Source organism: Cupriavidus sp. Agwp_2, assembly GCF_040784895.1.
Lineage (GTDB): Bacteria > Pseudomonadota > Gammaproteobacteria > Burkholderiales > Burkholderiaceae > Cupriavidus.
This window is the reverse complement of the sequence record NZ_CP088084.1, coordinates 1434620-1454673: the sequence shown is the minus strand read 5'-3', so window position 1 is coordinate 1454673 and position 20054 is coordinate 1434620. Positions and strand designations below refer to the sequence as shown.

Sequence of the window (20054 nt, the reverse complement as noted above, 5' to 3'; positions counted from 1 at the left end):
GCACACCACACCGAAAGGGGACTCCAGCCATGCAACGCCTGATCTTCGAAGCCGAACACGACGCCTTCCGCGAATCCGCCCGCCGCTTCTACCAGCGCGAGGTCGGGCCGCACGGCGAGCGCTGGCGCGAGCAGGGCTGCGTCGACCGCGAGGTGTTCCGCAAGGCCGGCGAGCAGGGCTACCTGCTGATGTGGGCCGACGAGAAATACGGCGGCGCCGGCGTCGATGATTTCCGCTATGAGCAGATCCTGATCGAGGAAAACGCGCGCCATGGCGACTCCGGCTTCTTCGGCACGCTGCATTCGCGCCTGGTGGCGCCGTATGTCGGCCGCATCGGCAATGAAGAGCAGCGCCTGCGCCTGCTGCCGGCCGCGGCGCGCGGCGAGGCCATCTTCGCCATCGCCATGACCGAGCCGCAGACCGGTTCCGACCTGGCCGGCATCCGCACGCGCGCCGAGGACCGCGGCGACCACTGGGTGCTGAACGGCGCCAAGACCTATATCTCCAACGGCCAGCTGGCCGACTACGTGGTGGTGGTGGCGCGCACCGATCCCGAGCGCAGCCACGGCCTGACCCTGTTTATCGTCGAGCGCGGCATGCCGGGCTTCGAGCGCGGCCGCAAGCTGCGCAAGATGGGGCTGCATTCGCAGGACACCTCCGAGTTGTTCTTCGACAACGTCAAGGTGCCCAAGGCCAATGTGCTCGGCGAACCGGGCCAGGCCTTCCGCTACCTGACCCGGCACCTGGCCGAGGAACGGCTGATCGGCGCCTGCGGCTACATGGCGTCCGCGCAGGTGGCGTTCGACCTGACGCTGGACTACGTCAAGGAGCGCAAGGCCTTCGGCCGGCCGATCGGCACCTTCCAGAACTCGCGCTTCAAGCTGGCCGAGCTGCGCGCCCAGCTCGACGCCATCCAGACCTTCGTCGACCAGTGCGTGCTGCAGCACAACGCGGGCACGCTGACGGTGGAGACGGCGGCGTCGGCCAAGCTCCTGACTTCCGAGCTGCAGGGCCGCGTGGTGGACGAGGGCGTGCAGCTGCACGGCGGCGCCGGCTATATGGAGGAGTACCGCATCTGCCGGATGTATTCAGATGCCCGGATCTCGCGCATCTACGCCGGCAGCAGCGAAATCATGAAAGAGATCATCGGACGCAGCCTCGGGCTGGACGATCGCGTCAAGGCATAGGCACCCCGCAGGGCGAAGGCCGAATAGCGGCCCGGAAGCAGCCGACCCACGCGTCGGCCGCTTCCGGGCCGTTTGCCGTTTTTCTTCGCCGCCACGCCGCGGAACTTGGGGTTTTCACGCAGTTAAAGGCTTTTGTCAGGGATATGAAAGCCGTTTGTAATGCGATTCGGTTTGAATGCCGTCGGGAGATCGTGTCCGGGTGGCGTCTAAAGCATCAGGACAGCAGGCGAGGGCGCGGCAAGACAGCCCGGCCGAGCGACCGCGGAGGCGGCTGGCCGACGGATGAAAATTCATCGGTCGGTGCACCGTTCGGTGGGCACGGTCGTTTACCGCAGACCGCTGACCGCAAACCGCATTCGAACCGAGCCAGACTGACCGTGCCTGTTGTCTTTACCCGTGCCGCCGCGGGGACCCTGCTCCTGCTGGGTGCTCTCGCCAGACCCGCGGCCAGCATTGCCGCCGAACCCCAGCCTTCGGCGGATACCGCCGATGCCGCCGCTCCCTGCACGCCACCGCCCGCCGGTGCCACGCTGACGCTGGCCCAGGTGCGCCTGGACGCGCTGCGCTGCAACCGCACCATCATCGCCGCGCGGCGCGGCGTGGAAGCCAGCCAGGCCGATGTGCAGATTGCATCGCAGCGGCCCAACCCGGTGCTGAGCCTGGGGGTCGAGAACATCAATCCGCACGCCGGCGTTGGCTCCGGCAACCTGCGCAGCAAGACGGTGGACTCCAAGCTGCGCGTGGACCAGCTCGTCGAAACCGCCAACAAGGGCAACCTGCGCGTGGACGCCGCGCGCAAGGCCAGCGCCGCGGCGGGCGAGGTGGTGCAGGCCGTGGTGGCGCAGCAGACCGCCGCGGTCGAGCAGGCCTTCTTCGAGGCGCTGGTCAGCCAGGAACGCGTGGCGGTGCTCCGGGAAACGCTGGGTTTGTACGAGCGCACCCGACAGGCCAGCGAAACGCGCCTGAAGGCGGGCGACGTGGCGCGCGCCGACGTGAACAAGCTGCAGCTCGACGTCCTGCGCTCGCAGAACGACATGCGCCAGGCCATGACCGACCACTACAGCGACAAGGCCGCCCTGGCGCAGGCGATGGGGGTTCCGGGCACGCTGTCGGATAACCGGCTGGTCGCCGACTGGCCGGCGCTCGATGCGCCGGCGCCGCAACCCGATCCCTACCTGCTCGAGCGCCGCCCCGACGTGACCGCCGCCGAGGCGCGCCTGGCCGCGGCCGCCGCCGCGCGCGACCTGGCCCGCGCGGGACGCGTGCCCGACGTGACCATTGGGGCGCAGGCCGAGCACTATCCGGTCTCCCCCACCAATTCGTATGGCACCGGCAACAGCTTCGGCGTGTTCCTGACGATCCCGCTGTTCGTGCGCCACCGCAACGGCGGCGAGGCGCGCCGCGCCGAAGTCGACTACTACGCCGCGCTGGATGACCGCAACCGCGTGATGCTGGAGGCCGGCAACGAAATCGACCGGCTGCGCAGCCAGCTCGAAACCGCGCGCCAGTCGCTGCGCCAGATGCGCGACGAGGTGCTGCCCGCCGCCGAAAGCGTCGCCGGCAGCGCCGAGTTCGCCTACAACAAGGGCGCCACCGGCGTGCTCGACCTGCTCGACGCGCGCCGCGCGCTGCGCCAGACCCGGCTCGACGCGGTCGAAGCGCAGGGCGCGTACGCCAAGGCGCTGTCGGCCTACCGCGCCGCGTTGCAGACCACTACCACCACGGGCGAGCCCGTGGCCTCGCAGGCACGTCCCTGATCGCAGTTCCAGCGCATTCTTCATGTATCACTTGTCACGCATGTTCCGCCGCACGTCCTGCACCCATCGCCCGCGTTCCACCGCCGTGCCCGCACGGCTGTCTTCCGTCTGCGCCGTGGCGCTGTGCGCGCTGGTGCTCGCCGCCTGCGGCAAGTCCGAGCCGCCCAAGCCCGATGACGATCCCAAGGTCAGCGGCAACACCATCCAGTTCCCGGCCAGCGTGAAATCGCTGCCCGGCATCACCGGCGAACCCGCCAGGTCCGGCGGCGAACGCATGCTGAACCTGCCGGGCCGGCTGGTGTGGAACGAGGACAAGACCGTGCGCGTGTCCACGCCTTTTGCCGGCCGCGTGACCGAGGTCCTGGTGCAGCCCGGCGCCACCGTCAAGGCCGGCCAGCCGCTGGCCAGCCTGACTTCGCCGGACTTCGGCGTGGCCCAGGCCGACGCGCGCAAGGCCGCCGCCGACAGCGCGGTCGCGGCCAAGGCGCTGGCGCGCCAGCGCGAGCTGTACGGCGCCGGCGTCATCGCGCAGAAGGAACTGGAACAGTCGCAGGCCGATGCGGCGCGCGCCGCGGCCGACCTGCAGCGCACGCAGGCGGCGCTGCGCCAGTACGGCGCTGCGGCAGGCAGCGACGGCGTGAACCAGCGCTTCGCGCTGCGCAGCCCGATCGACGGCCTGGTGGTCGAGCGCAACATCAACCAGGGCATGGAGCTGCGCCCCGACCAGCCGCCAGCCGCGCCGCTGTTCCTGATCACCGACCCGACCACGCTGTGGGCGCAGGTCGATGCGGCGGAATCCGACCTCAGCCTGTTCCGCGACGGCGTCATCGTGCAGGTAGTCACCGCCGCCTACCCCGGCGAAACCTTCACCGGCACCGTGGTCAAGATCGCCGACTATGTCGACCCGACCGCGCGCAGCATCAAGGTCCGGCTGAGCGTGCCCAATCCCGGACGCCGCCTGAAGGCCGAGATGTTCGTTACGGCGCGCATGCCCGCGGCATCGTTCGAAGGCATCGCGGTGCCTTCCAAGGCCGTGTTCCTGGCCGACAACCGCAACTATGTCTTCGTGCGCACCGCCCCCAACACCTTCGAGCGCCGCCAGGTGCGCGTGGGCGTGACCATGCCCGGCACTACCGAATTGCTGGAAGGCGTGAAGGAAGCCGAGACCGTGGTGACCGAGGGCAACCTGTACCTGCAGGACATCCTGCGCGATGCCACCGCCCTGAACGCGGCAAGTGCGGCGCGTGCGGCCGACAAGAAGTGAGGACGGCGGCCACATGATCTCTCGCATCGTCAGCTTTGCCCTGCACCAGAAGCTCTTTGTCTGGCTGGGGCTGCTAATCTTCGTCGGCGGCGGCCTGGCCGCGTTCAAGAACCTGCCCATCGAGGCCTTCCCCGACGTTTCCGACATCCAGGTCAACGTCATCACGCTGTACCCCGGCCGCGCCGCGGAAGAAGTCGAGCGGCAGGTCACCATCCCGATCGAGACCGCGCTGGCCGGCACGCCGAATGCGGTGCGGGTGTTCTCGCACACCCAGTTCGGCCTGTCGTTCATGATGGTGACCTTCAATGACAAGGCTACCGACGTGACCGCGCGCCAGCAGATCCTGGAGCGGCTGCGCAGCGTCGACCTGCCCGACGGCGTGCATCCGGACCTGGCGCCGCTGTCCACCGCGATCGGCGAGATCTTCCGTTTCCGCCTGACCGGCAAGGGCTATACGCCGCAGGAACTGCGCACGCTGCAGGACTGGGTGGTGGAGAAGAACCTGCGCCAGGTGCCGGGCGTGGCCGACCTGGTGACGATCGGCGGCACTATCAAGCAGTACGAAGTCAACCCCAACCTGGCGCGCATGCGCGACGCCAGGATCTCGCTGTCGCAGCTGTTCACGGCGCTGCAGCGCGCCAATGCCAACGCCGGCGGTGGCGCCGTCGCGCACGGGCGCCAGCAGTTCCTGCTGCGCTCGCTGGGCAGCTTCCGCACCTCGGCCGATATCGCCAACGTGGTGGTGGCCGAGAACAACGGCACGCCGATCCTGGTCAAGGACATCGCCGACGTGAAGGTCGGCAGCGCACCGCCGCAGGGCCTGATGGGCCAGGACGACGAGAACGATATCGTTTCGGGCATCGTGGTGATGCGCAAGGGCGAGAACCCTTCCGCAGTGCTGGAAGCATTGAAGGCGAAGATCGAGCTGCTGGACGACCAGATCCTGCCCAAGGGCGTGAAGATCGTGCCGTACTACGACCGCTCCACGCTGATCGACAAGACCCTGCACACGGTGTTCGGCAACCTGGTGGAAGGCGCGCTGCTGGTAATGGCGGTGCTGTACCTGTTCCTGGCCAATGTGCGCGCCGCCGCCATCGTGGCGCTGATCATTCCGCTGGCGCTGATGTCGACCTTCATCGGGCTGACGTGGGTGGGCATCCCGGCCAACCTGCTGTCTTTGGGTGCGATGGACTTCGGTATCATCGTCGATGGCGCGGTGATCGTGGTCGAGAACATCTTCAAGCGGCTGGGCGAGCTCAAGGAGCAGCAGATCAAGGACAGCAAGGCGCGCCTGCATGCCATCCTGCAGGCCACCACGGAGGTAGGCCGTCCGACCGTGTTCTCGATGGTCATCATCATCGCGGCGCACGTCCCGATCTTCACGCTGCAGCGGCACGAGGGCAAGATCTTCGCGCCGATGGCCTACACGGTGACGGGGGCGCTGATCGGGTCCCTGATCCTCTCGCTGACACTGGTGCCGCTGCTGTGCCACCTGTTGCTCACGAAGAATATCGCGCACGACGACAACTTCCTGGTGCGTCACTGCAAGCGGCTCTATGAGCCGATGCTGGCCTGGGCGCTGGACCACAAGAAGATGGTGATCGGCACGGCCCTGGGCCTGCTGGTGGCGACCGTGGGCGTGGGCAAGTTCCTCGGCAGCGAATTCCTGCCTGAACTGGACGAAGGCTCGATGTGGGTCAGCTTCGACCTGCCGGCCTCAGTCTCGATCGACGAGGCGCGCGACCAGGCGCGGCTGCTGCGCAGCGTCATCCGCAAGACGCAGGAGGTCAACTCCACCATCTCCAAGGTGGGCCGCCCCGACGACGGCACCGACCCCAAGCTGATCAACACCGTCGAGATCCTGGTCGACCTCAAGCCCGAGAAGCAATGGCGCGATGGCTTCAACAAGCGCGCCATCATCGGCGAGATCGACAAGAACCTGCGCCAGCTCCCCGGCATCGAGCCCAATTTCTCGCAGCCGGTGCGCGACAACATCCTGGAAAGCATCTCGCAGATCAAGGGCCAGATCGTGATCAAGGTGCAGAGCGACAGCCTTGAGCAGAACAAGAAGGTGGCCGACCAGATCCTGGCCAACGTGCAGTCGGTCAAGGGCGTGATGCGCGCCTTTATCGACCGCGACGGCGAGCTGCCGCAATACGTGCTGGAGTTCGACCGCGCCCAGGCGGCACGCTACGGCATCAACGTGGCCGACGTGCAGGACCTGATGGAAACCGCGCTGGCCGGCAAGGCCGCCACCGAGCTGTGGGAAGGCGAGCGCCACTTCAGCGTGGCGGTGCGCCTGAAGCCGTCGGAGCGCGAGCTGCCCAACCTGCCCAATATCTTCATGCAGACCGCCGACGGCGCGCAGGTGCCGCTGTCGCAACTGGTGACGTTCCGCGCGGCGTCGGGCGCGATGAACATCAGCCGCGAGAACGGCCAGCGCACCACCTCGATCGGCATCTTTATCCGCGACCGCGACATGGGCAGCGTAGTCAAGGACATGCAGGCGCTGGTGAAGAAGAACGTCAAGGCCGACGACGTCAAGATCAGCTGGTCGGGCGAGTTCGAGAACCAGGAGCGCGCCATGGCGCGGCTGGCGATCGTGGTGCCGCTATCGGTGCTGATGATCTTCCTGCTGCTGTTCAACGCGTTCAAGTCGTTCAAGAGCGCCACGCTGATCATCTCGAACATCCCGTTCGCGCTGATCGGCGGCGTGTTCGCGCTGTTCCTGACCGGCATCCCGCTGTCGGTGTCGGCAGCGATCGGCTTTATCGCGCTGTTTGGCCAGGCCGTGCTTAACGGCGTGGTGATGGTGACCTACTTCAACCAGCTGCGCGATGAAGGCATGCCGGTGCGGCAGGCGGTGCTGACCGGTTCGATGGACCGGCTGCGCACGGTGTTGATGACCGCGCTGCTGGCGATGCTGGGCCTGTTCCCGATGGCGATCTCGCGGGCGATCGGCTCGGAGACGCAGCGCCCGCTGGCGATCGTCATCATCGGCGGGCTGATCACGGCCACGGTGCTGACGCTGATCGTGCTGCCGACGCTGTACGAATGGATGGTCGGCCGCAACTGGCCGGACGAAGAGGGCGAAGCGACTGACGAGAACAAGCTGACGCCGTCGATTTCGGGCTGAGGCTGTTTCATTGTTCGCCGGTTCGCGCCCCTCTCCCGCATGCGCTTGCGGGAGAGGGGCGCCTGCTTCAGGCGCTATTTCCTTCCTGCCAGCGTGCCTGTCTGCCACGCCAGACATGGCGACCCCGCCCAGTCCCATCCCCGCAACCCATTGCATACCCCAAGTGCTCGCGCCGGACCCTGGTGTCGGAATCGTCTGACGTACCTTTCGGAACCCCACGCCTGCTTCCGGGACCCCCCGGCTCCTACTCTGTACTTACGGCGTGGCCAGCAGCATAGCCGCCGGCCTCTCATGCGTACCCTTACGCAAACAACCGGAAAGGAGCCCGACATGATGAAGAAATGGCTGACCGCAGCAGTATGTTCGATGATGGTTGCCGCCCCGGCAGGTTTCGCCCTCGCGCAGACGGCGCCGGCTGGATCCAAGGCCGACTATGACGCGGCTGTCAAGCAGGCAGACGCGGACTACAAGGCTGCCACTGCCAAGTGCGATGGCATGAAGGACAACGCCAAGGACGTCTGCAAGGCCGAAGCCAAGCGCGACCGTGACGTGGTCAAGGCCCAGGCCGAAGCCAAGCGCGACGGCACGCAAAAGTCGTTGGCCAAGGCCGAGAAGACCAAGGCTGACCGCGACTACGACGTTGCCAAGGAATTGTGCGACGACAAGAAGGGCAACGACAAGGACGTTTGCAAGAAGGACGCCAAGGCATCTCATGAAAAAGCCCTGACCGCAGCCAAGGTCGACAAGGCCGCGGCGACCGGCTCGCGCACCGATGTGGCGGAAGCCCGCGCTGATGCCAAGAAGGACACCATGGACGCCGCTTACAAGGCCGACAAGGAACGTTGCGACGCGCTGTCCGGCGATACCAAGGACAAGTGCCAGGCTGACGTGAAGGCCAAGTACGGCAAGTAAGTCGGGCAAGCAAGTCGGGCAAGCAAGTCGCCCAGTAAGCCCTCGCAAGCCGACTCGCGCTGCGGACGGCTGGCAGACCACTCATCGAAGCAATGGCGGAAGGACCCTCGGTCCTTCCGCCCCGCATGAAGGAGCACAACATGAACTGGGACCAGATCGAAGGCAAGTGGGAACAAGCCAAGGGCAAGGTCAAGGAAAAGTGGGGCAAGCTCACCGACGATGACATCGCGCAGATCAACGGCAAGCGCGACCAGCTCGCCGGCCGCATCCAGGAGCGCTATGGCTATACCAAGGAGCGCACCGAGGAAGAAATGAAGGCGTGGGAGAACGACTCCCGCTGGTAAGCCCGCCGGGAGGCAGTCGCCATACCGGCTGCAGCAGACGACGGGGCGCCATCAGGCGCCCCGCCGTTTTTTTTCGGGCTTCACTTGATACCCCCAATACGTGGGGTGATCTGTACTGCATTAAGTGGGCGTTAGCTCTGTATGCAAGGAAATGATGCACGCATCACGCGCGGACGGCATAACATGTCGCGTCGCGCAGCAACGCCATGGTTGGCGCCGCCGGTTGCTGCGCTCCCGCCTGGCTTGTCCGGCCTGTACCCGCTCTGCGCATGTACGCTGCCCTGCCTGCCTTCGTCTCGTCCATCTTCCTCGGTTACGGCCTCTATGTGCTGGTGACCAAGGGCGTCACGCGCGTATCGGCATCGTTCTTCCTGCTGTGCGTGACCACCTTTGCCTGGCAGGGCACCTGGGTCTTCCTGTTCCAGGCGACGCATCCCGACGTGGCGCTGCTGCTGGCCCGTTTGGGTTACCTGTTCATCCTGTTCCTGCCGACGACGTTCTACCACTTCATCGCCGAAGTGACCGAGCGCCGCCAGGAGCGGCCGCTGCTGCTGGCGTCCTATGCGCTCAGCCTGGTGCTGGCGGTGCTGCTTCTGACTACCGGGCAGGTGATATCGGGTTACTACACGTATTTCTTCGGCGACTATCCCAAGGCCGGGCCGCTGCATCCGCTGCACCTGGCGCAGACCACGCTGGTCGCGCTGCGCAGTGCCTGGATCCTGGCCGAGGCCCGCCGCAACGCTGCCGCCGAACGCCGCAAGCGCTACAACCTGTGCCTGGTCGCGGTGGCGCTGTACTCGCTGGCGGCGGTCGACTACCTGGTCAACTACGGCGTGGCCTTCTACCCGCCGGGCGTGGTGTTCGTGGCGGCGAGCCTGGGCATCCTCGCCGTCAGCGTGGTGCGCTACGACCTGATGCATCCGTATTCGCTGGCGGCCACGGTCGCGCATGAAGTGCGCACGCCACTGGCGACCATCCGCATGCAGGCGCAGGAACTTGCGCGTACCTGGCCACAGGTGCTGCAGGGCTACCAGCTGGCGGTCGAGCAGGGCCTGTGCGAAGACCGCATGCGTCCCGGGCAACTCGAGCGCGTGTCGAGCCTGGTTGGCGCGATCACGCGCGAGGTCGACGGCACCAGCACCGTAATCGACATGGCGCTGGCCTCGGTCACGCTCGAGCGGCTGGACCGCAGCACCTTCGCGCCGCACGGCATCGCCGACTGCGTCCACGCCGCGCTAGAGCGCTACCCGTTCCAGGGCGACGAACGTGGCTGCGTGCAAGTGCGCGGCATCGACGCCGGCTGGCGGTTCGTCGGTTCCGACACGCTGCTGGTCTATGTGCTGTTCAACCTGATCAAGAATGCGCTGCACGCGATCCGCGCCACCGGCGGCGGGCACATCGACATCACCGGTGCGACCGAAGGGCAGTACCACGTGATCCGCTTCCGCGACTCCGGCCCCGGGATCGCGGCCGACGTGCTGCCGCGCATCTTCGAGCCGTTTTTCTCGACCAAGGCGCATGGCCTGGGCGCCGGCCTCGGGCTGGCGTTTTGCCGGCGCGTGATCGAGACCTTCGGCGGCCGCATCGAGTGCGAATCGCTGCCCACGGTGCACACCACCTTCACGCTGCGGCTGCCGCGCTTCACCGCCATGGCCGACAGCCAGCTGCGCACCAGCACCGCCGGCTGAACCACGCCGGCGGTACGTGTCCTACGGCATTGCTTGCTGCATGTCAGCGGATGTCAGGCAGGCACTGACGCATGCCGCGCCGCCGCGGCTTCAGCTGGCGAACCTGGGCATCGCCAGCTCATATTCCTTCACCCGTTCGATGATGCCCGCCGGAAAGCGCGTGATGCGCTTCTGCCGGTCGGCAAACACGATCTGCTGGTACCCCAGCGACACCGGCTTGCCGCCGACGCAGAAGCGGAACAGCAGGTAGGCCGAGCACTGGCGCACCTGGAAGGTGTTCAGGTAGCAGTCCACGCGCTGGAACGGGAAGGTTTCCTCGACATACTCCTGGTGCGCGCGCTTGGTCACGAAGACGCCGCCCGCGGCCAGCAGGTTGTCGTGGATGCATTCATGGAACCACCGCTCGCGGCAGATACCCTGCCATTCGAAATAGCGGGCGAAGTACGTATTCATGAAGGCATTGGAATCCTTGAGGTAGATGTCGATTGCATGGTGGAACGTCTTGTGTCCGCCCGCATCGAGCGAGCCTGGCTCCGGCATGGCCGTCGCGTGGTTCAGGACTTGGGGGATCACGTCTCGCATCAACATGAGTTGACTCCTTGAAAGGGCTGCAGGCGGCAGCCACGCCTGCCCCGGGGAGGTCGGGGCATGCTGGCATTCTGGCCGGATGCGGTGCGCTGATGTGCATGATGTGGCACGCCGTGGGGCTGCGGTGTGGCGTGGGACGTACGCTGATATAGTCGCCGATGACAACCCGCTAACCTGCACACCGAGACATGGACGACACACAAGCGATGAACGGCGCCGAAAGCCTGGTCAAGACCCTGCTGGCCAACGGCGTGGACACCTGTTTTGCCAACCCCGGCACCAGCGAGATGCATTTCGTCGCGGCGCTCGACCGGATTCCGGGCATGCGCTGCGTGCTGGGCCTGTTCGAAGGCGTGGTCACCGGCGCCGCCGACGGCTATGCGCGCATGGCAGACAAGCCCGCCGCCACGCTGCTGCATTGCGGCCCGGGCCTGGCCAACGGCCTGGCCAACCTCCACAACGCAAAGCGCGCACAGACGCCGGTGGTCAATATCATCGGCGACCAGGCCACCTACCACCGGCCGCTGGATGCGCCGCTGACCGCCGATACCGAGGGCTGGGCCCGCCCTGTTTCAGTATGGACGCGTACCGCCACGCATGCCGAGTCGGTCGGCGCCGATGCCGCGGCCGCGGTGCAGGCCGCACGCGCCGCCCCGGGCGGGGTCGCCAGCCTGATCTTGCCGTCGGACGTCTGCTGGGACGCGGGTGGCGTGGTCGCCGGCGCGCTGCCGCCGCTGCCGGTGCCCCGGGTCGCGCCCGACGCCGTGCAACAGGCCGCGCGCGTGCTGCGCTCAGGCCAGCCGGTGCTGATCGTGCTGGCGGGCAGCGCGCTGCGCGAAGCGCCGCTGGCCGATGCCCACCGCATCGCCGCCGCCACCGGCGCGCGGCTGATCACGCCGATGTCCAACGCACGCGTAGCGCGGGGCCGCGGCCGCCTGGCAGTCGAGCGCGTGCCGTATTCCGGCGACGCCGCGCGCGACAAGCTGGCCGGCATCCGCCACGTGATCCTGGTCGGCGCGCCGGCACCGGTGACCTTCTTCGCCTACCCGGGCAAGTTGGCGCGCCCCTATCCGGAAGATGCGGTGCTGCATGTGCTGGCACGGCCCGAAGAAGATCTGGCCGAAGCCCTGGCCCGGCTGGCGGACGAAGTTGGCGCCCGCAATGCACCGCTGCCGGCAACGGCTGCGCCGGCGCCGGCCGAGCCCGCGCGCGGCGCGGTCACTTCCGAAGCCGTAGCACGCACCCTCAGCGCATTGCTGCCCGAGCAGGCCATCGTGGTCGAGGAAAGCGTCAGCTTCGGCCGCGCCTTCTATCCCGGCACGGTCCACGCGCCCCCGCATGACTGGCTGCAGCTGACCGGCGGTGCCATCGGCGACGGCCTGCCGCTGGCAGTCGGCGCGGCGGTCGCGGCGCCGGACCGGCGCGTGGTGTCGCTGCAGGCCGATGGCTCGGCCATGTACACGCTGCAGTCGCTGTGGACCATGGCGCGCGAACGGCTCGACGTCACCGTGGTGCTGCTCGCCAACCGCAAGTACGCAATCCTGCTGGGCGAACTGGCTGGGGTCGGGGCGAATCCGGGCAAGACCGCGCTGGACATGCTGGACATCGGCAATCCGGACCTGGACTGGGTCAAGCTGGCCAACGGCATGGGCGTGGAAGGGGCGCGGGCGAAGGATATGGAGACATTCGCCGACTTGTTCCGGACGGCAAACGGACGGAAGGGCCCATTCCTGATCGAGCTGGTGATCTGACCAGGCGGTATTGCCGCTACCTGCTGACGGGTCGGCCCGACATAGTCCACCCGCGACCGGTCCGGTGCCGGGAACGGCAACGGCCGCGGGCCTTCGGTCTCGACGGTGCAGGGGGCGCCCGGGAAAGTCAGCGCTGTCGGGCGAACGCCTGCAACCTGGCCCGCCCGGATACCGCAACGAAGCATGATCCTGGCGGCACTCGCTAGCTCTCGCGCTGCGGCGCTGGCGCTTCATAGCCCAGCAGGCTTGCCAGCAGCGGCCAGCGCCGCGCAGCCGCCTGTGCGGCGCGCAGTTCCTGGTGGTCGAAATAGCGGCGTGGGTCAAAACCGTCGACCTCGTTGCCGAGGACGTCGATGTCGCTGCGTGCCAGCGGCAGCCCGCGTGCGTTGGCCGGCTTCATGGCTTGCCCTCGATCCAGACCCCGTCCGGCGTGCGCACGACATAGCCGTTGCCTTCGCGCATGGTCACGGTGGCTTCGTTCTCGCCGACCATCTGCGTCTGCGGCAGGTCGCTGGCATAGCTGGCCAGGGCCGGCGCCTGCGCGGTGAACGGGTTGTCGGCAATCAGGTTGGACAGCAGTTGCGACAGGCCCAGGTAGCTGGTCGGCGCATCGATGGTGACAGTGCTGTTGTTGGGCTTGGGCAGTCCCACCAGCTTGACGCCCACCGGCACGTTGATGATGCGCGGGGTCGGGATCTCGCGCATGCCGGCGATCTGGTTGGCGTCGCCGCGCAGGGCCGCGCCGTGCTCGGGCACGAACACGATCACCGCGCGCCGGCCCGACTGCGCCACCATCTCGATGACCTTGTCGATGTCGCCCAGCAGCCGCGACAGCCGCAGCGGATAGGACTCCAGGCTGGACAGCCGGTTGTCGGACATGCGATTGCCGTCGTGCAGCGTCACGGTGTTGTAGTACAGCGCCTGCGGGCCGCCGCCGGCCTGCTGGCGATCGCGGAACCAGCGCTGCAGCACGTCGAAGTCGCCCACGATGGGCGAGCTGTCGAACGAGCGCATCGCCACCGGCAGGCCGGTATTGGGGGTCGGCGCGACGCCGTCGACGCCGATCTCCTTCTGCACTTCCTTGAGGAAGTTGTCGAAGTGGCCGTCGTGGTTAAGCAGCATGCGGGTAGAGAAACCCGCCTGCGCCAGCGCCTGGAACAGGTGGCACTGGCCCGGCGCCGGGTCGTACAGCCCCTTGTGCTCGGGCTGGCCGCAGGCCGCGCGCAGTACGCGGATCGCCGCCGGGCCGCTGTAGCTGGCCGCCGAGCTGAAGTTGGTAAAGAGGAAGTCGAAGCGCTGCAGCAGCGGGTTGTCGCGTGCGCGCGCCGTGTCGAGATCGTCCCACGACAGCGAGCAGATATGCAGCACGATCACGTCGTACTGTGTATCGGACGTGTTGGCCGTGGCCGCCAGCCGCGTGAAATTCACCTGCCGCTGCGCTTCCTGGTTGCGGAACGCGGCCAGCCGGGCGTCCGGGCCGCTTGCGGAGACCTCGGCGCCGCCAGTGCCCAGCGCCGCGCCCGTGGTCAGTGCCGCGGTCGCGGTGCCGGCGCGGGCGCCTCCCTGGCCGCCCGGGCCGCCCGCGTCATACAGCGCCTGCCACAGCGGCACCGCCACCAGCGCGCCCAGCACCAGCGTGGTCACCCGTACCCAGCGGTTCACGAGCCAGAAGATCACCAGCGCCGCCAGCGCGACCAGCAGCATCTCGCGCGTGATGACGCGCTGCGCCAGTTCGAGCATGTACGCCGGCGTAAATGCATGCAGGTTGGCGAACTGCGAGACCACCCGCGAGAACGGTGGCAGGTCCGATTCGCGGTACATCAGCGCGGCGCCCGCCACCACCGCCAGCACGTGCCGCAGCGCCGACAGCGCCGGATGGCGGATGCGCACTACCAGCAGCAGCGCGAACAGCAGGTTCAGCAGCCATTGCGGATGCAGCCGCCCGATATAGAACAGGTACAGCTTGGCGATGAAGTAGAGGTTCCAGATACCCATTGTCCGAAGCGTGGCGTTGCCGCGTTTCCGTCGTGTTTCCGTTGTGTTTGAGGTCAGAGCCGGCGCGGGCGCACGCGCTCGGCCAGTGCCATGGTGGCGCCGCGGAACGCATCGACCAGCCGCAGCAGCCCCTGGTAGCCCATCTCGATCACTTCCTTGAGGCCGCGCAGCGGCACGTCGACCGGTTGTTCGTCGACCCAGTGGATCCAGGCGTCGGCCCGGCCGAAGGTGCACTGGATCAGTTGCTGCTCGGTGCGCGCGTCCATGTCGTCGAAGCGCACGCCCATCTGCCGCTCGACATTGCGCGTGACCACCGCCGGGAAATGGTAGCTGCGGGTGCCGCGCGACAGGCATATGCCCACGTGCGTGCCGGGCTCGACCCTGGCCTCCACCGGCAGCGCCAGGCCCAGGCCGCCGAGCGAGTAGTTGTCGGTCTTGCAGGCGAGCGTGCGGCCGTCGGGCAGCAGCAGCGTCGCCGGCACGCGCATCGGGATGCGGTGCGACACGCGCACCTGCCGCGCCTCGCGCGCCACGCCGATGGCCGCGCCCAGCATCACCAGGTTGGCCACCGCCCAGCCCAGGTTCATGATGATGGCTGAAGCCTCGAAGGCCGGATCGAACAGGATGCGCCCGAAGCCCAGCAGCAATGCGATCACGTTCAGCGCCAGCAAGACCAGGTAGGGCTTGGAAATGGTCCAGTCCAGATATTCTTCCTTGATCTGCCCGCCCTTGGCCGTGACGTTGAACTTGCCCAGCTTCGGGTTGATGAACGCCATCGTGGTCGGCAGCACGATGTACCAGGCCAGCACCGATTCATAGACCTCGGCCCAGAACGAATGCCGGTAGCGTCCCTGCAGGCGCGAGTTGGTGACATTGGCGACGAACAGGTAGGGCAGCACGTAGGCCATGATCAGCACCGCCGAAGTGTGGATCACATGCAGCCCGAAATACAGGTACGCGATCGGCATGGTCAGGAAGATCAGCCGCGGCACGCCATAGAAGAAGTGCAGCATCGCGTTGGTGTAGCACAGGCGCTGGAACAGGTGCAGGCCCTTGCCGAACATCGGATTGTCGATGCGGAAGATCTGCGCCATGCCGCGCGCCCAGCGGATGCGCTGGCCGATATGGCCGGCCAGGTTCTCGGTGGCGAGCCCGGCGGCCTGCACGATGCGGATATAGGCGCTGTTGTAGCCGCGGCGGTGCAGCTTCAGCGCGGTGTGGGCATCCTCGGTCACGGTCTCCACCGCGATGCCGCCGACTTCTTCCAGCGGCACGCGCTTGATCACCGCGCATGAGCCGCAGAAGAAGGTGGCGTTCCAGAAGTCGTTGCCGTCCTGGATCAGCCCGTAGAACAGGCTGCCTTCATTAGGCACGCGGCGGAAGGTATCGAAATTGCGCTCGAACGGGTCCGGCGAGAAGAAATGGTGCGGGGTCTGCACCATCGCGCATTTGGGGTCGGCGATGAACTCGCCCATCGTCATCTGCAGGAAGGAACGCACCGGCATGTGGTCGCAATCGAAGATCGCGACGAACTCGCCCTGCGTGTGCCGCAGCGCCGAATTGATATTGCCGGCCTTGGCGTGCGCGTGCTCGGTGCGCGCCAGGTAGCCCACGCCGGCATCGCGAGCGAAGTCGCGCACCTCGTCGCGGGCACCGTCGTCGAGGATGTAGATGCGCAGCTTCTCGGGCGGCCAGTCCAGGCCCAGCGCGGCGTAGACGGTCGGCTGCAGCACCCGCAACGGTTCGTTGTAGGTGGGGATCAGGACGTCGACGGTGGGCCAGGTGGCGGAATCGGGCGGCAGCGGCGCCGGCTGGCGGTTGAGCGGCCAGATGGTCTGCACGTAGCCCAGGAACAGCACGATCCAGGTATAGACCTCGGCCGCGAACAGCAGGTAGCCGAACACCGCCTCCGGCGCATTCTCGAACTGCAGCGTGCTCGTGATCCGCCACCAGATATAGCGCCCGGCCATCAGCACCGACAGGGCCGCCATGGTCAGCGTGGCGGCGCGCCCGGGGATGCGGCGCAACACCAGCAGTCCCAGGATGATCAGCACGGCCAGCAGGAACTGGTCTTGCAGCGGCAGCGGCGTGGTACACAGCAGGATGCCCGCGGCGGCGGCCAGCGACAGCAGCGCCGGCATCAGCCACGGCACGCCGGACAACGTGGGCGACAGCGACTCGAGCCGCAGTCCCACGCGTTTCCAGTCGATGCGCGGCAGCCGTGCCAGGATCCTGCGTCGCAGCCGCTTGGCGCGGAAATAGACCGGTTCGAGCCAGCCGCGGAACCAGCGCCGCAGCGCGCTGGGCTCGGGCGGCGCCTGCGGCTTGCGGCGGTGGTGCACGTCGGCGGCGAGCGGCACCAGCGCGCGTGGCGGCCGCAGCAGCGCGCGGCGCAGCCAGATACCCGGGCCGTACTGGTGGCGCGGGATGTCCAGGCGCTGGCGCAGGCGCCGCCGCACCCAGTTGGCGCCGAGCAGCGCCACGTCAGGGCGCCCGCGCGGCGGGGTGCGGAAGAACACCCGCAGCAGCCACAGGCTGACCGGGGCCTCGGCGGCCACGCCCAGCTCGCGCGCGAGCGCGCGGCGCAGCGCCTGGAACCAGTCGGCCACGCGGCGGCGCAGCGGCAGGGGCAGCAGCGCGCGCATCATGTCCGGTCGGCCTCGGTGGCCATCGGGCGCGCGCCCATATCGCGCACGCTGTCGGGGCCGGCCTTGCCGCGCACGGCCAGCAGGCTCCAGCCCGATACCCACGAGGCCAGCCCCTGCAGGTCATGCGCCGCCTGCGAGTAGGGCGTGCTGCGGCAAAAGCTCTCGCCGCGGGCAAAGGCTTCGGGCACGGCGGCGTCCTCATGCACTTCGTATGGCAGCAGGTCGCCGTCCAGCGTGGCGCGCAGCAGCACCGAGATATCGGTATGGAGCTGGCGCGCCGGCTGCAGCCGCGTGACTGCGCAGGCGACAGCGGCGCCGGTCTCGCGCAGCGCCGCGCGCAGCGGCGGCAGCGTGGCGCAGGTCTGCGGCTGCGGCGGCACCAGCACCAGCACGAGATCCGCCGCGGCGATGGCCTGGCGCGCATACGGCGACGGCCACGGCGCGCTGTCGACCAGCGCCAGCGCGTTGGCCGGCAGGTCTACCTGGGCCAGCAGGCCGCGCAGCCAGTGCGGATCGCGTTCCAGGCGCTCGGCCATGCGGCCTTGCTCCATGGCGCTGCCCGGATCGCCCCACGGCACGAACAGCACGCCGTCGTCGCTGCGCTGCCCCGCATCGCTCCAGTTCGCGCTGTTGCATAACCCGGCCCCGGCCGGCGCGCGCAGGCCGAAATGGAAGCCAAGCAGCCCGCGCGGGTCGCATTCGACGGCCAGCGCAGGATGGCCGTGCCAGGCCAGCAGCGTGGCCAGCTCGGCGGTGACGGTGGTGCGGCCCGCGCCGCCGACGGTCGAGACGATGGCCACGGTCTTCATTCGCGCTCTCCGGTCACTTCGCGCCAGCGCCGGCCGCGGATCACCACCGGCTGCAGCTGGGGCGGCAGCCGCACCGCGCGGCGCGCGCGCGGCAGGCGCCAGCGCGGCAGCAGCCGCAGCAGCCGGAAGTGCCAGACGACCCAGGCCACCGGCACTGCCAGGATCAGTCCCCAGATGAAATAGCCGAGAAACAAGTCCATGGTGTTTCCTGTCGATCGTGCCTAGCGTTGCGGCTTCAGCGGGATGGCAAACGCCTGCGGCTGCGCGCGCCGGCCACGGCGCGCGCGCGAGGTTGCGGGCAACGGGATCGGCGCGTCCTGCGGCGGCAGTTCCGCCGGCGCCGTCACCGGCGACAGCCCGGGCTGGCTGGCCAGCCAGCCGCTGTAGTCCTGCACCGGGCGCTGTGCGATATCGGATTCAAGCCGCTTGAGCGAGCCCAGGATCGATTCGGGATCGCCGCAGCGCAGCTCGCCGCCGAACAGCTCGGACATCGGCCGCACGAACACATGGCGGCACGCGGTCTCGACGTTCTCCATGCGGCAGGCGAAGAAGAAGGCGTAGACCGCATTGCTGCCTGCGGTGCAGAGGTCGCCGGCATCGTGCATCTGGCACGCGCGCAGCGCATCGACGTGGGCCGCTTCGGGCAGCAGCGGCAGCTCCAGCAGCACATGCGGCAGCCGGATCACGCTGCTGCGTTCGAGCGTGGTGCGCACCAGCGAGATAAAGTCGGCGGGCGGCACGTAGCCCGTGGCGGCGGTGGCCACCACCGCGGACAGCGCGCTCTTGTAGTCAGGCAGGATCGGGCGCGAAAACACCTGGCCCTGGATCGCCTCGATCATGGTCTGCACGCGCGCGAAGGGCGTATTGCGGTGGATCACCAGGCTGGCGCCCAGCGTCATCATCAGCAGCTCGTAGCGCTGGCGCAGGATCTCGTGGTCCTCGCGCACCACGATTTTGAGCGCCTTGCCGCCGTCGTGGCGCAGCTGGTGTACCTGGCCGGCAAGGGTCTCGAGTTCGGCGATCTGGCCGTAATGCAGCACCACGGTGGCCGCGACCGCACCGCCAGCGGCAGCCACCGCGGTGGCATTGTCGTCGACCACCTGCCAGTGCGCGGGGATCCAGCGCTCGCGCAGCACCGCTTCGCGGCTGACGATGACGCGGTCCTCGTCGGGGGCCAGCAGCGTGGGCGCCTCGCCGGGCGCGATGGAGTCGTCGGCGCCGGCGCCGGCCACCAGGCCGCGGTCGACCGGCGAGAAGCGCAGCGGCACCACCTCCGGCGGCAGGATCGCATCCTTGTGGCGCCAGAAGCCGACCTCCCAGACAAACTGCCCGTGCTGCTGCGCCAGCCGCGCCACGCCGGCGAAATGCCGGTGGAACCCCGCCAGTGACACCAGCTGCAGCGCCGCCGTGCCGCCGGGCGGCTCCATCACCAGCAGCACGCCGCAGCTGTTGCTTCTGCACCATTGCGCCAGCAGCTCGCCGTCATCGGCCAGCGCGACCGGGTCTTCCCAGCGGAAATATCCCTGCGCGCCTTCCACCAGGAACTGGCTGCCCTGTGCGCCGCACTGGTCCACCACGGCCTGCAGCGCTTCGGTCAGCACGGCGATGCCGGAGCGGTCGGGCACGCCGCGCAGCGTGCAGACGTTGGCGCGCGGATGCAGCGTGCGCGAGCGTTCGATGTCGAGCCCGTGCGCGCGCAGCATGTCGGCGATCCCGGCCGGCTCGCGCGGCGACAGCACCGTGGTGCGTGCGCGCAGCAGCCGTGCCGCACTTTGCCAGAACAGCGCGTCGCAGGCGGGCGTGGCGTCGGCATAGACCACGTGCACGGCGGTGGGCTCGAGCGCCGCCAGCGCGGGCGGCAGCGCATCGATGGCCAGCGCCGGGCGCGCCTGCAGCCAGGCGCGCGGCTTCTTGCGCAAGCTCGGCGGCGGCGGGGCGGTTGGGCGGCTGGCGTCGTTCATGGTGTGGCTCGGTA

The 20054-nt window shown here is 68.2% G+C and carries 15 protein-coding genes; 8 read left to right on the top strand and 7 right to left on the bottom strand.

Annotation, left to right across the window (positions count from 1 at the left end):
* The first annotated feature begins 29 nt into the window (after positions 1–29).
* From LPA45_RS24305 to LPA45_RS24275, 7 genes are all read left to right on the top strand, one after another.
* Positions 30–1187, top strand: a complete 1158-nt coding sequence (locus tag LPA45_RS24305) for an acyl-CoA dehydrogenase family protein (protein WP_116318729.1) — start codon at positions 30–32, stop codon at positions 1185–1187.
* A gap of 377 nt (positions 1188–1564) precedes the next feature.
* Positions 1565–2944, top strand: a complete 1380-nt coding sequence (locus tag LPA45_RS24300; protein ID WP_317921892.1) for a TolC family protein — start codon at positions 1565–1567, stop codon at positions 2942–2944.
* 40 nt (positions 2945–2984) lie between these two features.
* The gene (locus LPA45_RS24295) at positions 2985–4208 is read left to right on the top strand and encodes an efflux RND transporter periplasmic adaptor subunit (RefSeq protein WP_116318727.1); all 1224 of its coding nucleotides are present in this window, start codon (positions 2985–2987) and stop codon (positions 4206–4208) included.
* A gap of 13 nt (positions 4209–4221) precedes the next feature.
* Positions 4222–7344: an efflux RND transporter permease subunit gene (locus LPA45_RS24290; protein WP_116318726.1), complete on the top strand. Its 3123-nt coding sequence runs from the start codon at positions 4222–4224 to the stop codon at positions 7342–7344.
* A gap of 330 nt (positions 7345–7674) precedes the next feature.
* A complete protein-coding gene (locus LPA45_RS24285) occupies positions 7675–8256 on the top strand; it encodes a hypothetical protein (RefSeq protein WP_317921890.1) in 582 nt (193 codons plus the stop codon).
* 140 nt (positions 8257–8396) lie between these two features.
* Positions 8397–8600, top strand: coding sequence for a CsbD family protein (locus LPA45_RS24280; RefSeq protein ID WP_116318724.1), 204 nt, complete (start codon positions 8397–8399; stop codon positions 8598–8600).
* A gap of 269 nt (positions 8601–8869) precedes the next feature.
* On the top strand, positions 8870–10288 hold the full coding sequence (locus LPA45_RS24275) for a sensor histidine kinase (RefSeq protein WP_317921888.1): 1419 nt from the start codon (positions 8870–8872) through the stop codon (positions 10286–10288).
* A gap of 90 nt (positions 10289–10378) precedes the next feature.
* Here the strand turns inward: LPA45_RS24275 and LPA45_RS24270 are convergent, their stop codons facing one another.
* On the bottom strand, positions 10379–10876 hold the full coding sequence (locus tag LPA45_RS24270; RefSeq protein WP_116318722.1) for a thioesterase family protein: 498 nt from the start codon (positions 10874–10876) through the stop codon (positions 10379–10381).
* A gap of 206 nt (positions 10877–11082) precedes the next feature.
* On the opposite strand from LPA45_RS24270, the gene LPA45_RS24265 reads away from it, so the two are divergent.
* Positions 11083–12627: an acetolactate synthase large subunit gene (locus LPA45_RS24265; RefSeq protein ID WP_317921920.1), complete on the top strand. Its 1545-nt coding sequence runs from the start codon at positions 11083–11085 to the stop codon at positions 12625–12627.
* A gap of 202 nt (positions 12628–12829) precedes the next feature.
* Here LPA45_RS24265 and bcsR read toward each other — a convergent pair whose 3' ends face one another.
* The 6 genes from bcsR to bcsE are packed head-to-tail and all read right to left on the bottom strand — an operon-like array spanning position 12830 to position 20040.
* Complete coding sequence (bcsR, locus tag LPA45_RS24260) at positions 12830–13027, bottom strand: BcsR/BcsP family cellulose biosynthesis protein (RefSeq protein ID WP_116318721.1); 198 nt, start codon at positions 13025–13027, stop codon at positions 12830–12832.
* On the bottom strand, positions 13024–14622 hold the full coding sequence (gene bcsG, locus LPA45_RS24255; protein ID WP_317921886.1) for a cellulose biosynthesis protein BcsG: 1599 nt from the start codon (positions 14620–14622) through the stop codon (positions 13024–13026). Before bcsG ends, bcsR begins: the two co-directional genes overlap by 4 nt.
* 53 nt (positions 14623–14675) lie before the next feature.
* Positions 14676–17270: a UDP-forming cellulose synthase catalytic subunit gene (gene bcsA, locus LPA45_RS24250; protein ID WP_317921885.1), complete on the bottom strand. Its 2595-nt coding sequence runs from the start codon at positions 17268–17270 to the stop codon at positions 14676–14678.
* Positions 17267–18079 carry a cellulose biosynthesis protein BcsQ gene (bcsQ, locus tag LPA45_RS24245; RefSeq protein WP_116318718.1) on the bottom strand — a complete coding sequence of 271 codons (813 nt, stop codon included), beginning with the start codon at positions 18077–18079 and terminating at the stop codon, positions 17267–17269. The genes bcsA and bcsQ overlap by 4 nt, the downstream gene beginning before the upstream one ends.
* Positions 18076–18279 carry a hypothetical protein gene (locus LPA45_RS24240; RefSeq protein WP_116318717.1) on the bottom strand — a complete coding sequence of 68 codons (204 nt, stop codon included), beginning with the start codon at positions 18277–18279 and terminating at the stop codon, positions 18076–18078. The genes bcsQ and LPA45_RS24240 overlap by 4 nt, the downstream gene beginning before the upstream one ends.
* 21 nt (positions 18280–18300) lie before the next feature.
* Complete coding sequence (bcsE, locus tag LPA45_RS24235) at positions 18301–20040, bottom strand: cellulose biosynthesis protein BcsE (protein ID WP_317921882.1); 1740 nt, start codon at positions 20038–20040, stop codon at positions 18301–18303.
* Between the last annotated feature and the right edge of the window lie 14 nt (positions 20041–20054).

What these genes read in the sequence shown, in the direction of transcription:
- bcsR (WP_116318721.1), bottom strand. Translation starts at nt 13,027, where the DNA reads ATGAAGCCGGCCAACGCACGCGGGCTGCCGCTGGCACGCAGCGACATC.
- LPA45_RS24295 (WP_116318727.1), top strand. Translation starts at nt 2,985, where the DNA reads ATGTTCCGCCGCACGTCCTGCACCCATCGCCCGCGTTCCACCGCCGTG.
- LPA45_RS24285 (WP_317921890.1), top strand. Translation starts at nt 7,675, where the DNA reads ATGATGAAGAAATGGCTGACCGCAGCAGTATGTTCGATGATGGTTGCC.
- bcsA (WP_317921885.1), bottom strand. Translation starts at nt 17,270, where the DNA reads ATGATGCGCGCGCTGCTGCCCCTGCCGCTGCGCCGCCGCGTGGCCGAC.
- bcsQ (WP_116318718.1), bottom strand. Translation starts at nt 18,079, where the DNA reads ATGAAGACCGTGGCCATCGTCTCGACCGTCGGCGGCGCGGGCCGCACC.
- bcsG (WP_317921886.1), bottom strand. Translation starts at nt 14,622, where the DNA reads ATGGGTATCTGGAACCTCTACTTCATCGCCAAGCTGTACCTGTTCTAT.
- LPA45_RS24275 (WP_317921888.1), top strand. Translation starts at nt 8,870, where the DNA reads ATGTACGCTGCCCTGCCTGCCTTCGTCTCGTCCATCTTCCTCGGTTAC.
- LPA45_RS24280 (WP_116318724.1), top strand. Translation starts at nt 8,397, where the DNA reads ATGAACTGGGACCAGATCGAAGGCAAGTGGGAACAAGCCAAGGGCAAG.
- LPA45_RS24290 (WP_116318726.1), top strand. Translation starts at nt 4,222, where the DNA reads ATGATCTCTCGCATCGTCAGCTTTGCCCTGCACCAGAAGCTCTTTGTC.
- LPA45_RS24240 (WP_116318717.1), bottom strand. Translation starts at nt 18,279, where the DNA reads ATGGACTTGTTTCTCGGCTATTTCATCTGGGGACTGATCCTGGCAGTG.
- LPA45_RS24270 (WP_116318722.1), bottom strand. Translation starts at nt 10,876, where the DNA reads ATGTTGATGCGAGACGTGATCCCCCAAGTCCTGAACCACGCGACGGCC.
- LPA45_RS24265 (WP_317921920.1), top strand. Translation starts at nt 11,083, where the DNA reads ATGAACGGCGCCGAAAGCCTGGTCAAGACCCTGCTGGCCAACGGCGTG.
- LPA45_RS24305 (WP_116318729.1), top strand. Translation starts at nt 30, where the DNA reads ATGCAACGCCTGATCTTCGAAGCCGAACACGACGCCTTCCGCGAATCC.
- bcsE (WP_317921882.1), bottom strand. Translation starts at nt 20,040, where the DNA reads ATGAACGACGCCAGCCGCCCAACCGCCCCGCCGCCGCCGAGCTTGCGC.